Annotated in this window: 11 protein-coding genes; 8 read left to right on the top strand and 3 right to left on the bottom strand. The window is 40.1% G+C overall.

Annotation, left to right across the window (positions count from 1 at the left end; genetic code table 11):
* From odhB to J8L97_RS23910, 4 genes are all read left to right on the top strand, one after another.
* Window positions 1–1,503, top strand: a complete 1,503-nt coding sequence (gene odhB / locus J8L97_RS01990) for a 2-oxoglutarate dehydrogenase complex dihydrolipoyllysine-residue succinyltransferase (protein WP_211047679.1) — start codon at window positions 1–3, stop codon at window positions 1,501–1,503.
* 177 nt (window positions 1,504–1,680) lie between these two features.
* On the top strand, window positions 1,681–2,847 hold the full coding sequence (sucC, locus tag J8L97_RS01985) for an ADP-forming succinate--CoA ligase subunit beta (protein WP_192507251.1): 1,167 nt from the start codon (window positions 1,681–1,683) through the stop codon (window positions 2,845–2,847).
* Window positions 2,847–3,719 carry a succinate--CoA ligase subunit alpha gene (sucD, locus tag J8L97_RS01980; protein ID WP_211047678.1) on the top strand — a complete coding sequence of 291 codons (873 nt, stop codon included), beginning with the start codon at window positions 2,847–2,849 and terminating at the stop codon, window positions 3,717–3,719. Before sucC ends, sucD begins: the two co-directional genes overlap by 1 nt.
* 103 nt (window positions 3,720–3,822) lie before the next feature.
* Window positions 3,823–5,658, top strand: coding sequence for a tetratricopeptide repeat-containing diguanylate cyclase (locus J8L97_RS23910; RefSeq protein ID WP_211047677.1), 1,836 nt, complete (start codon window positions 3,823–3,825; stop codon window positions 5,656–5,658).
* 13 nt (window positions 5,659–5,671) lie between these two features.
* Here J8L97_RS23910 and J8L97_RS01970 read toward each other — a convergent pair whose 3' ends face one another.
* A complete protein-coding gene (locus J8L97_RS01970; protein WP_211047676.1) occupies window positions 5,672–6,742 on the bottom strand; it encodes a DUF3083 family protein in 1,071 nt (356 codons plus the stop codon).
* Window positions 6,743–6,971: 229 nt separating this feature from the next.
* Here J8L97_RS01970 and glnS point away from each other — a divergent pair, with 229 nt between their 5' ends.
* From glnS to J8L97_RS01950, 4 genes are all read left to right on the top strand, one after another.
* Complete coding sequence (gene glnS / locus J8L97_RS01965) at window positions 6,972–8,636, top strand: glutamine--tRNA ligase (protein WP_211047675.1); 1,665 nt, start codon at window positions 6,972–6,974, stop codon at window positions 8,634–8,636.
* 60 nt (window positions 8,637–8,696) lie between these two features.
* Window positions 8,697–10,538: a protein kinase domain-containing protein gene (locus J8L97_RS01960; protein WP_211047674.1), complete on the top strand. Its 1,842-nt coding sequence runs from the start codon at window positions 8,697–8,699 to the stop codon at window positions 10,536–10,538.
* Window positions 10,539–10,825: 287 nt separating this feature from the next.
* Window positions 10,826–11,161: a hypothetical protein gene (locus tag J8L97_RS01955; protein ID WP_247688497.1), complete on the top strand. Its 336-nt coding sequence runs from the start codon at window positions 10,826–10,828 to the stop codon at window positions 11,159–11,161.
* Window positions 11,162–11,204: 43 nt separating this feature from the next.
* Window positions 11,205–11,774: a hypothetical protein gene (locus J8L97_RS01950; RefSeq protein WP_211047673.1), complete on the top strand. Its 570-nt coding sequence runs from the start codon at window positions 11,205–11,207 to the stop codon at window positions 11,772–11,774.
* Between the two features lie 73 nt (window positions 11,775–11,847).
* On the opposite strand, the gene J8L97_RS01945 is transcribed toward J8L97_RS01950, so the two are convergent.
* Together J8L97_RS01945 and J8L97_RS01940 are read right to left on the bottom strand one after the other, a co-directional pair.
* Entirely contained in the window at window positions 11,848–12,294 is a 447-nt protein-coding gene (locus J8L97_RS01945; protein WP_210997446.1) for a DUF3010 family protein, read from the bottom strand.
* Between the two features lie 63 nt (window positions 12,295–12,357).
* Complete coding sequence (locus J8L97_RS01940; protein ID WP_211047672.1) at window positions 12,358–13,362, bottom strand: endonuclease/exonuclease/phosphatase family protein; 1,005 nt, start codon at window positions 13,360–13,362, stop codon at window positions 12,358–12,360.
* Window positions 13,363–13,461: the final 99 nt, after the last annotated feature.

The raw sequence follows: 13,461 nt of genomic DNA, 5'->3' as shown, positions 1-13,461 counted from the left end.
ATGACAACCGAAATTAAGGTTCCTGTTCTTCCTGAATCTGTTGCAGATGCGACAGTTGCAACTTGGCATGTAAGCGTTGGTGATACTGTAACGCGAGATCAGAACCTTGTTGATATTGAAACAGATAAAGTAGTACTAGAAGTTGTAGCTCCAGAAGATGGTGTTGTCGTTGAGATTTCACAAGCAGACGGAGCGACTGTTCTAGGTGAACAAGTTATTGCACTTTTAGGTGCAGCTGGTGCATCAGCAAGCGCACCAGCTCAGCAATCAAATGAACAACCAGCAGCGGCAGTAGCCACTACAGCATCAGAAGGTAACGAAGTGGACATCAAAGTACCAGTACTTCCAGAATCAGTAGCAGATGCTACAATTGCAACTTGGCACGTTCAACCAGGTGAAGCGGTAAGCCGTGATCAAAACTTGGTAGATATTGAAACCGATAAAGTGGTATTAGAAGTTGTTGCACCGGAAGACGGTGTAATGGGTGAACACATTCACGCTGAAGGTGATACCGTACTAGGTGAGCAAGTTATCGGTAAAATTAGCAGCGGTTCTGCAGCGCCAGCCACTCCAACTGCGGCGACTGAAGCAAGTTCAGCAAATGACGATAGCTCTGATGTATTAACGCCTTCAGTTCGTCGTTTAATCGCAGAGAAAGGCCTAGATGCTTCTGCTATTAAAGGCTCTGGTAAAAACGGGCGTATTACTAAAGAAGATGTTGATGCATTCTTGTCAGCACCGGCGGCGAAAACAGCTCCAACTAAAGCTGCGTCAACGCCAGCGCCTGTTGCTGATTTAGGTGAGCGTACACAAAAACGCGTACCAATGACGCGTTTGCGCAAAACAATTGCGACGCGTTTACTTGAAGCTAAAAACTCTACGGCAATGTTAACAACGTTTAATGAAGTTAACATGAAGCCTATCATGGACCTTCGTAAGCAGTATAAAGACTTGTTTGAAAAAACACATGACACACGTCTTGGTTTTATGTCTTTTTATGTTAAAGCAGTTACTGAAGCGCTTAAGCGTTACCCTGCAGTAAATGCATCAATTGACGGTGATGATATTGTGTATCACAACTTCTTCGATATCTCGATTGCAGTTTCTACACCTCGTGGTCTTGTAACGCCAGTATTGCGCGACTCAGATCAGTTGAGTATGGCGGGTATTGAAAATGGCATTCGAGATTTAGCAATCAAAGGCCGTGATGGTAAGCTATCAATGGCAGATATGACGGGTGGTAATTTCACAATTACCAACGGTGGTGTATTTGGTTCACTGTTATCTACGCCAATTCTAAACTTGCCACAAGCTGCTATTTTAGGCATGCACAAAATACAAGAGCGTCCAATGGCCGTGAATGGTAAAGTTGAAATATTACCAATGATGTATTTAGCATTGTCTTATGACCATCGCCTAATTGATGGTAAAGAATCGGTTGGCTTCTTGGTAGCGATTAAAGAGCTTCTTGAAGATCCAACACGTCTGTTGCTGGATGTATAAGCAAGCTGATTAGATATTAAGCTGTATGTTAGTCCATACAGCTTTTTTTTTGCGCCTTTGGTCTAACTAGGGTTTTCATAAGTACCCTTGGGATCTATACTAGGGGCGCATTTTGGGATAGCTGATTATTTGCATAAATATTCAGCTTTTTTAGTACAAGAAATTGGATAAAGCATCATGAATTTGCATGAGTATCAGGCAAAACAACTGTTTGCCGACTATGGTTTACCAGTATCTGAGGGTTTCGCATGCGATACTCCTCAGGAAGCTGTAGAAGCAGCTGCTAAGATTGGCGGCGACAAGTGGGTAGTTAAATGTCAAGTACACGCCGGTGGCCGTGGTAAAGCGGGCGGTGTTAAACTAGCAGATAGCAAAGACGAAATCCGTGCATTTGCTGAAAACTGGTTAGGTAAGAACTTAGTTACTTATCAAACGGACGAAAAAGGTCAGCCAGTTGCTAAGATCTTAGTAGAAAGCTGCACAGACATCGCAAACGAATTATACCTTGGCGCTGTTGTAGACCGTGCAACTCGTAAAGTTGTTTTCATGGCATCTACTGAAGGTGGCGTTGAAATAGAAACTGTTGCCGAAGAAACACCTGAGCTTATTCATAAAGCTGAAATCGATCCATTAGTAGGCCCTCAAGCTTACCAAGGTCGCGAATTAGGCTTTAAATTAGGCCTAAATCCAGTTCAAATGAAACAATTTGTTAAGATCTTCATGGGTCTAGCAAAAATGTTTAATGATCATGACTTTGCGCTTTTAGAGATCAACCCTCTAGTTGTGACAGACGAAGGCAACCTTCACTGTCTTGACGGTAAAATTGGCATTGATGGTAATGCGTTATACCGCCAACCTAAAATCCGTGAGTTCCACGATCCTTCGCAAGAAGATGCACGTGAAGCACATGCAGCAAGCTTTGAATTAAACTACGTAGCGCTAGATGGCAACGTTGGTTGTATGGTTAACGGTGCAGGCCTAGCGATGGGTACTATGGACATCGTAAACCTACACGGCGGTAAACCAGCTAACTTCCTAGATGTTGGTGGTGGTGCAACTAAAGAGCGTGTAGCTGAAGCATTTAAGATCATCCTTTCTGATGACAATGTTAAAGCTGTATTGGTAAATATCTTCGGCGGAATCGTTCGTTGTGACATGATTGCAGAAGGCATCATCGGCGCAGTGAAAGAAGTTGGCGTTGAAGTACCAGTAGTAGTACGTTTAGAAGGTACTAACGCTGAACTAGGTCGTGAAGTTTTAGCTAACTCTGACCTTGACATTATCGCTGCAGAATCTCTAACTGATGCTGCTGAGAAAGTTGTTGCTGCTGCGGAGGGCAAATAATGTCTGTATTAATTAATAAAGTTACTAAAGTAATCTGTCAGGGTTTCACTGGTGGTCAAGGTACTTTCCACTCAGAGCAAGCTATTCAGTACGGCACGCAAATGGTTGGTGGTGTATCTCCGGGTAAAGGCGGTCAAACGCACCTTGGTTTACCTGTATTCAACACTGTACGTGATGCAGTGCAAGAGACAGGTGCTACTGCATCAGTTATCTACGTACCAGCTCCATTTTGTAAAGATGCTATTTTAGAAGCAATCGATGCAGGTATTGAGCTTATCGTATGTATTACGGAAGGTATTCCAACACTTGATATGGTTGACGTTAAAGTTAAGCTAGACCAATCGGGTGTTCGTATGATCGGTCCTAACTGCCCAGGTGTTATCACTCCGGGTGAAACTAAGATTGGTATCATGCCTGGTCACATTCATAAGCCAGGTAAAGTAGGGATTGTTTCTCGTTCTGGTACTCTGACGTACGAAGCGGTTAAGCAAACTACTGACGCTGGTTTCGGTCAATCTACTTGTGTTGGTATCGGTGGTGATCCAATCCCAGGTACTAACTTTATCGACGTATTAGAAATGTTCGAAAAAGATGACCAAACAGAAGCGATCGTCATGATCGGTGAGATTGGTGGTACTGCAGAAGAAGAAGCTGCAGAATACATCAAGGCTAACGTGACTAAACCTGTTGTTTCTTACATTGCTGGTGTTACTGCTCCAGAAGGTAAGCGCATGGGTCACGCTGGTGCAATTATCGCTGGCGGTAAAGGTACTGCTGACGAGAAGTTTGCTGCACTAGAAGCAGCTGGTGTTAAAACTGTACGTTCTCTTGCAGACATCGGTGTTGCACTAAAAGAAAAAGCGGGTTGGTAATCACCAACTCTTGCTTAAAAAAGGTCCCATAAGGGGCCTTTTTTGTTGCCATTTGCTTTACAAAACATTACATTATACTAATACAAATTGATGAGTTGATGTAGTGGTGAAAGTATTTTTAGCAATGGTCGCTATGTTTGTTTGGTTGTCGTGTTTTCAACCAGTACAGGCGAGCGGAAATGACTTTTTGGAATTGGAACAACAAGTACTCAAATCACCAGAACTACATATTGAACTAGCAAACCGCTGGATTAATACGTCAAACTCTGCCGACACTGAATTTTTCTTAAGTGCTTTGAGCGCAAGAGCATTTTTTTTTGCCGGTCATATAGAACGTTCTAAAAAGGAATTTTCGCGCTTTTCTTCAACACTTAAGACGCAACAATTCTCTTGGGGGGCAGGGTACTGGTATTTATATCGAAGCTTTTTTGCTATTGAGCAGGGTCACTTAGATGATGCGAAGCGTTTAGTTAAACAATCTAAACGGGCATTTACGCATGTTAAAGACTCCGCTATGTTAGTTAGGGTTCAAGCTATGGAAGCTGTGATCTCTATTTGGCGAGAAGAATATAGTGAAGCGCTGAAATCTGTACAAGCGGCCCATGCTTATATCATGAGAAATGATATTGGAGATGTGAGTAAATTAGCTGTATTAGACAGCCTCACAGCTTATTATTCAACACTTAAATATCACCGGAAAGCCATCGAGTTTGCAAATCAAGCCAATGTTCTCGCTGTACAAACACAAAATGTATTGGATGGACTACCAATAAAATACAATTTGTGCATGGCTTTATTACGTTCTAAGCTTGTTGAAAAAGCCAGATCTTGTTATTCAGACATGCTCGTGAGCGCCAAACGCTTAACACTGCCACGCTATCATTTTTGGGCAAACGCGGGCCTAGGTAAGGTCTCTTTATTGTTAAAGGAGTATGATGAAGCCGTCGACTATTTTTTGCAGGCAAAAGAATTAGAATATAAAGCTATTGTTAACCCGGCACATCTCATCGTTTTGCATAACAACTTAGCCAAAGCACTGTCTTCGATGAGCCGTTATGCACAAGCACAAATCCATTTAAAAGAATCGCTGTCTATATTGGACAATTATCAGAGTCCTTTGAATAATAGGTACATGCGTAGAACACTTAAATTAAAAGCGCATGTATTGGATTTGCAGCAAGACTATATCGGCAGTATTGCGGTATTGAATCGCTATATTAGATTGCTAGAAGAAAATGAATTAGCAACGAAAGAAGTGTTAGAGCAAGAAGCGCAAAGTTTTTTTGAGGCGGAACAGCATAAATTTAAGTTAGCGCTGACAAATGAGAAACTCAAAGCACAAGCGGCGAACCTTGCTGAATTAGAAAAAGAAGAGCAATTGAGTAGAGCGTATATTTTTATTGCCTTTTTGAGCTGTATTAGCATCGGTCTTTTTGCTTATTTACAACGTAAAGCGAGCTTAGTTAATCGTAACTTTGCGTATAGGGACCCGTTAACTGAATTATTCAATAGGCGATACTTTCAAGAGCATATTGATAAGTTGTCCCACCAAAAGCAGTCATTTAGTTTAGCCATGCTAGATCTTGATTATTTTAAACGAATTAATGATGTATCCGGACATGACATCGGCGATGAAATACTCGTACGATTTGGTCAGCATTTAAGGTCTCATTTTCGAGACGACGCTGATGTAGTTTGTCGTTATGGGGGCGAAGAGTTTGTTGTGGTGTGTCAATTTATGGATGTATCACAGCTAACACAAAGGTTAGAGATGCTTCAGGCAGTATTGAGAGAAAATTTATCTCATGATAGTGAAGCGGTCACGTTTAGTGCGGGTGTTGTAAATAGCTCAGATTACTCCAAAGATACACTTATCAAGGCGGTTGATGAGCTAATGTATCGCTCTAAGAAGTTAGGAAGAGATAAGATCTCTTCCTAACTATACATTAATGCTAATATTGATAACTAATATGCTGGAAAAAACGAATGTTAATATCTTGCTTCTGCGGAGATATCGCTAAAGAGGATGTGAATGTTTTGACCATAGATTCAACTTGATTCATGAATTTACCATAGCCAACATCTTTTTTATCAGAGGCTTTGGCTACAACCACAAAATGCATTGTGTCGACTAAACCATCCGATTGCCAAATAGATTTAATTTTTACATCACTATTGTCAATATTGAAGCTTAATTTTTGTAATTCACAATTTCCGTCCGACTTATCCGTTCTACTGTTTCTGATTATTGGCAATCGTCCATTCGCAACAAAAGCAGAGTGTGTAAGATGTTTATTGGTACATGCAGACAAAAATAGATCTTCGATGGTTTTGTAAAACTGTGAACAGTCGTCACTGAGTAATAAGTGTTGATATTCAGTTTTAAGGGAGCGGGTCACAGGTATGCTAAATGTGGCATATGTCATTTCCGAGTGGTCGGCTGGTAATGTGCAATTTCTTGCTTGATACCGGGGATATAAACTGCGTAGCTTATATCCATAACTTTCTTTATTACCTTTGGATTTAGCAAAAACGTCATAGGTTAAATGTTGATGGTCTCGAACCTTAAATGTCACATTCTTGAATGTTAGGGCGTTATGTAATGCGTCGAGCGTTTTGGTTACTTTGTTATGAAAATGCGCCGCATTAGCTCTAATATCATCCCCAGTGGCTAGAAATAATAGCCGTATCTTCTTTGCTGCGGTGTCATCATGGTAGTAAGTTTTATGGGCTTCATGGTATTGTGGGTTGTAGAAAAATAGAATTTGCTTTTCTGTTTGCAAGCAATGTGATTCTTCGTGAAACCGCACAATGGGCAGCTTATCATTGGCAATGAGATGTACATTATGTAACTCGTATTCGTCACATAATGCAAACAGTTGTCGGGCTATACGTTCGTAGCAACTTTTTAGGTTATCAAAGCAATCGTAAAATTCATTTTCGGGTTTAAATTCAGCCAATATATATTGGTTATTACGCGCATTAGCGGGAATGTAAACGCGGTTTAAGTTCATTGAAGCCATGTTGAATATCCTTAAGTTACTTCGTTCTATGCTGCGCACTATATAGACGTTTTATGACTTTTTTATTGCGCTAGAACAAAAATTGTCATGAATTTGGCTAAGTTCATTGATCACGAGTACTTTTGGACCAATATTCTTTAAACTAAGGAAAGGATTTGCTGTAAGTTGTCGAAGCTTTTTGTAATAATGCGCTGATATAGAGCGCTAAATTTTTGAGGAATGCATACCCATGGCGGAAACAGAGAATCGCCCATCAAACTTTATTCGAAATATTATAGATTCTGATTTATCTAGTGGTAAGCACCAACAGACGCACACGCGTTTTCCACCAGAACCTAATGGCTTTTTACATATTGGTCATGCTAAATCGATCTGCTTGAACTTTGGTATTGCACAAGACTATAAAGGTCTGTGTAATTTACGTTTTGATGACACAAACCCAGAAAAAGAAGACATTAATTACGTAAAGTCAATCCAAGAAGATGTGTCTTGGTTAGGGTTTAAGTGGGATGATGAAATATGTTATTCATCTAATTACTTTGACCAATTACATGGGTACGCTGTTGAGCTGATTGAAAAGGGACTAGCGTATGTTTGCTTTTTATCGCCAGAGCAAGCCCGCGAGTATCGTGGTACCTTGACTGAAGCTGGCAAAAATAGCCCACACAGAGATTCGGCTGTTGAAGACAATTTGGCATTGTTTGAAAAAATGCGCAATGGTGATTTTAAAGAAGGGGAATGTGTACTTCGAGCTAAAATTGACATGGCTAGCTCGTTTATGGTTTTACGTGATCCGATAATTTATCGTATTCGTTTCGTACATCATCATCAAACGGCTGATAAATGGTGCATTTACCCAATGTATGATTTTACGCACTGTATTTCTGATGCACTTGAAGGGATCACCCATTCTTTATGTACCCTAGAGTTTCAAGATAACCGCCGTTTATATGACTGGGTACTAGATAATATCAGTCTTGAGTGCCATCCACAGCAAATAGAGTTCTCGCGACTGAACCTAGAGTACACCATTATGTCCAAGCGAAAGCTTAATGACTTAGTCGTTAATAATCATGTTGAAGGATGGGATGACCCACGTATGCCAACCATTGCTGGTTTACGTCGACGAGGTTACACACCGGGGTCAGTGGTTGAGTTTTGTAAGCGTATTGGCGTTACCAAGCAAGATAATATGATTGAAATGGGTATGTTAGAGGCTTGTATTCGTGATGATTTAAACGAAAATGCACCACGAGCAATGGCTGTGTTAGATCCTATAAAGGTGGTTATTGAAAATTATGATGCTGACAAAGTAGAGCAATTAGTTGCACCAAACCATCCATCGATCGAAGAAAAGGGTACACGTGAAGTGCCATTTACCCGAGAATTGTTCATTGAACGTGAAGACTTCAGAATTGAAGCGAATAAAAAGTTCAAGCGATTAGTACTTGATAAAGAAGTTCGTTTAAGAAATGCTTATGTTATTAAAGCAGAGCGTATTGAAGAAGATGCTGATGGAAACATTACAACGATTTTTTGCTCTTATGATCCTGAGACGCTAGGTAAGAACCCAACTGATGGTCGAAAGGTGAAAGGCGTGATCCATTGGGTTTCTGCGTCTGAATGTATCGATGCTGAGGTGCGTCAGTACGATCGTTTGTTCAACGTACCTAACCCAGCAGCGGCAGAAGATTTTTCGCAAGTATTGAATCCAGATTCACTCAAAGTTATTACTCACGCAAAGCTTGAACCGTCACTTGCTAATGCAATTGCTGAACAAGGATTCCAGTTTGAGCGTATGGGGTATTACTGTAGAGATAATAAATCTGACGCGTTAGTGTTTAACCAAACGGTTGGCTTAAGAGATTCTTGGGCAAAAATAGAAAACGCTTAATAATATATTGTTTATAAAGGCCGAACTTTTCGGCCTTTTTTATGCCCGAAATTGTAGCTGATGAAAATATCAAACTTATCTAAAGCAAACATTAAGTCGATAAATAATTTCTATATTAATGAGCAGCAATCGATTTATCTGCTGTCTCACCACGATGCCAAGAAGCATCGCCAATGGCTCAATATCTGTAAAAAGCAATTAACCGTATTAGGCTATGAGTCGGTAGAATTAATCGGCTCAGGCGCATTTGGTTTTGTGTTTGGGGGAGTGAGTACTGACAGTCAACAATGGGTGTTTAAATTTTCTCGTATTACGTTGGCACAAAGTGTACGTGATAGGTTAGAAGATGAAGCGTATATGCTGTCGCAAATTGATAACACCATGGTTCCAAAATTTTTGGCTTTTGAGCGTGTTAAAAAGCAGGGGATTTTGATGATGGCACGTGCTAAAGGTGAAGACTTAGAAAAGGTATCACTGAAACGCGGCTGTTTTGAGCCTAAAGAATTGGTAGAGCTGGCATTGTTGTTGCGCAATGTGTTATTGGATTTAAGAAATCATCGTAATGGGATTTTACCACAACCCATTGTTCATGGTGATATTAAGCCTTCTAATATCGTATGGGATGAGGTTTCGAAAAGCTTTTCATTAGTCGATTGGGGTAGCTCTGTCTATGCGCAAGTAGATACAAATGGGGAACCTGTTGCTAGCAATATTATGGACTTAATGTCGTCCGATGTAGCGGGTACCAATGCGCGTATGGGTGATGTGTACTTCATTGGCGATGAGCAGATGCAAGGTGCTCAATCGTCTCCACGCTTTGATGAGCAAGGCGTGGCATCAACCATTTATGCATTAGCCAGCGCTCAGTCATGTCGATTTGGTGAACAAGTTATTCCTGCAAAGAGCTTGGGGTTGCCCCAGGAGTTTGCGGCGGTTATTGATGCCATGCTGAGTAAAGATAAACAAGAGCGAGACAAAGCCGGTGACTATTTTATGCAGCATATGCCTAAGATAGCAAAGTCTTATTTACCTGTATTAAATGTCGAAAAACCAAAGTCAAATATTCCATTTTGGGTCACTAATACGAACGATCATCCGGATACTGTTGTTTATAGTTCAAGAAAAGAGTTTTTACGCAGAGCTGACCATAACCATCAATTACATGATATCAATGATGCCCAGTTAGACCGGTATTATAAGGAGTTTTTATTTGATACAGGTGACACTGAAAAAGCATTTTTAGCATCAATAAGCCGTTTAGCAAAATACCCTTTAGTCGGTGGCTTGAGCTTTCATTGGAAGGAAGATTCTTTGTATGTTGAATCGAGTTTAATTTTGCATGATGAGACATTAAATAACGCTTTGACGGATGCGATAAATGCGACTGTCATGTTGGCGCAAGGGATAACGCAAAAGGGGTTGTTTAAGTGTTGCTTATTTGATGCACGTCAAACCATCCAACTAGAACGAGATGATACGGGGGCGTTTATATTTGATACCTTGCCTCAGCTGCACTATTCAATGGTTGACGTTGCAAGTAGTGAGGTAACTCGTCCTCATAGTTATTTTGAAGACGGTAAAGATCCAGACGAACAGCTACAATTGCCGAAAAGCATCATTCAATGTGTATTTGAGCTTAACCAAATTCACCATACAGGGTGTATTATATTTGAGTCATTGCCTAATAGATTGAAAATCCATCATTACTATCGTTTGTTAGACGCCAGCCAGGAACAAAAATTTGAGCTCCTTCTTGCGCGGATAATGCAATACGCGATGAGTATTGATGATGTAGGTGTAGCAGGGTTTATGAAGCTGCCCTATAAAAATACCAGAGAGTTCGATTTGTGCTTGGAGCAACCAGTCAAGTATTACCCTAAAAACCCGAAACAATATGCGTGAAAATTTGCGATGCAAATTGCGACTAATTATTTCTTAAAATGATTATTATATATAATTCAACTGGCTAGACTTTTATTAATTTGGCATGCCGTTTGAATATAATAAACTAGCACATTCACTTCTCCAGGCTTTGTTGCTAGTAGTTAGGCACTTCTTTTATGAAGTGCTTTTTTTTTGTATGAATATAGCCGTTGTCAGTCTTCACACGATTGCATATTTTTCTATGTATATCTTATGAATAAAATTACATTGAATTTACTTTATTTTTATTACACAGTGACAAAATAATGTTAGATAAGTACGATTGGGGCTGCTATGGACAAGCAACAACGACAAGAAATACTCACATTGAGTTGGACCATGACCAAGTAGAGCAGGCTATTTTACAACATAGCGCTGCTTCAAATGATGCAAATTGGCATGAGAAACAACGATTACTGTTGGCTGATATGGCATTACACCTTTTGCAAACTGCACTTAAACCAGGTGATTTACATTATGATAAGTTGGTAAGCAACCTAAATGGTATTTTGAGTTTGAGTGATGACTTTATTGAACATGTGAACTTACGCTCGGTGTCTGATAGTTTGTATGCGACTCATGCGCAGAGCAGTGTTGATTGACAGCCCCTAGAAAATGATTTTGGTAATTTGAAGGTAGGAAGTGGTGAAAATTCCCAGTCAACTTCGAGAAGTGTTAGGCACCCATCAATCTGGGATAGCTTTGAGTTCAATAGGGTTAATGACCTTATTTGGGTGTTATGTTGTGTATGTACTTTTTGTTCGACAACATTCGTTACCAGATGTCGCTTGGTGGCAGTTGGCCATTGGTGATTTGTTGATCATTGATGTGATAGCTGGCTGTGTGGCCAATTTTACTAAGGGAACTAACGATTATTATAAAGCTCGTAGCCAGTCTCGCTGGGTGTTTATTGCGATTCATGTCCATATTATTGTGATCGCATGGGCCTACAATATTGCACTCAATGAAAGCGCGATTATATGGGGCTACACTGTCGTAACAGCAGCAATATTAAATACATTATATGGTCACAAGTCACAGGCGCTCATTGCAATTGTGTTTGTTTTATTAGGGGCAGGGGTGATTGCATCGCTATCATCACCGTTATGGTTTCAGTGTATTGCTGGCTTGTTTCTAGTTAAAGTATGTTATGCATTTTCAGTTGATCATTACGTCAATGACGTTCTACAACACGAGCATCCTACGAACCCATAAAAACCTGACATAATATCGGTTTTTATGGGTTCGTAGTTGTTGTGCAACAGCAAGAGAACTGATCAATGAAGTGTTATTCTTCTGGACGATACGTTTTCTTTTGAATATATACATAGGCATTAATAAACGCATTTTCTTGAAACTTTTTTAGTCCCGTATCGGCGAAGTCAATTGGTACTGGGTTGCGCTTCAATTGCTCTTTTACTTCTGTTGTCGACAGTAAACGTACATCTAAATCTGCAATTAGCTGTATTGCTGCTTCCATTTTAAAGCCTGTGGCGCTGCCGGCAAATTTACCTTTTGGCATACGTTGGCGAATTGCCACAGAGTCAACTTGATAGTCTTGCATAAGTTTGGCGAAATCAAATTGAAATTTTTGCATATCTTCAGTATCTAAGCCTACATTGCTTAGCGTAAAACGAGTTTGGCGAATATCACGAATATCGAATACGTCGTTTTCTTTGGTTAGCAAGCATAGTAGAACTTCGCTACCTGCTATTTCAACGCCACATGTTCTCATTAGTCTTTCCAGTTTATATAAAATTTTGAGCGATTATAGCAATCACTTTACTAAATCAAAAGATTATAGCGTTACCTTTATTGCAATTGCACTATGATCTGAATAGCGAATATCTTCTTCATCTCTTTTTACATCTAAATGGCCATCATAATTATGGTAAGTTAAAGTTTTAACTGTTGGATTAATTTGGTTGGGGTTAAACACTTTGGAGGTCAATATATAGTCTAACACATTGCCTTTTCCGCGATAAAAGTGCGTCGGGGGCTTTTGGTCAAAAGTGTGGTTATTATCGGCAAACAAATAACTGTCAACTAGACCGACACTTTCAAATGGGGAGCTATTGTGTATTTGTGGGGGGAAAGTTTGGGTCATAAAAGATAGAGCTGGACTATGCAGATGGTCATTAAAGTCTCCCATTACCAAGGTTGCGCAGTTTTGTTCGCGTTGTGTTTTTAGAGCGTCATAATAAATAATAGATGCCTCTAACGAACGGGAGATTTGTGATTGCATAGTACCAACCGTTTCATGTAAAAGAGTCAGTAACGGATCTCCCTGCTCGGATTCGCCAAGCATGTGCGCCATTGATAAAACTCGCTGGGACTTGAAGTGTACGGCATAGCACATAATAGGACCTATGCCGTCAAGCTCAATTCGGCATTTAATGGGGGTACGATTAAATCTAAACTGTTGTTGGTTATTAAGATATTCGAGTAACTCTGGACATGGTTCAAGTGCTTCAACACTGGTAAATGGGAGTTTAGAAGCAATAGCGACGACTGGGTTAAATAAAACCGTTGGATACATGCTGTCTGGCTGAGGCATGTCCACAACCGCGAAATGAATAAGTCCCAGATCTTTACAAAGAGTCTCAAGTACCTCAACACTAAAAACTTCTTGAAATACAATTAAAGTCGGGTTGATATGTTCGATAAGCCCTGTGATGAATTGGGTCTTGGATTGCCATTGCGTATCGTTATAAGTTTCATGAAGTTGATAAAATGAGAATGGAGGTGCTGTGAAATTAAGCAAATTTAGTGACGCGAAGCAATATTGCTGAGAATGTGCCATGGAATACCTTAATATTTTTACTACTTATACTCAAATTGAGCAGAAAATTTGCATTTAATGAATCAATTTTAGTCTTTCTCTTGAATTTCGTCACGGGCG

The sequence above is a fragment of the Pseudoalteromonas sp. MMG012 genome (genome assembly GCF_018100875.1).
GTDB classification, from domain to species: Bacteria; Pseudomonadota; Gammaproteobacteria; order Enterobacterales; family Alteromonadaceae; genus Pseudoalteromonas; species Pseudoalteromonas aurantia.
Note: the sequence above shows the minus strand (reverse complement) of the source record. Positions and strands in the feature narration are given on the sequence as shown.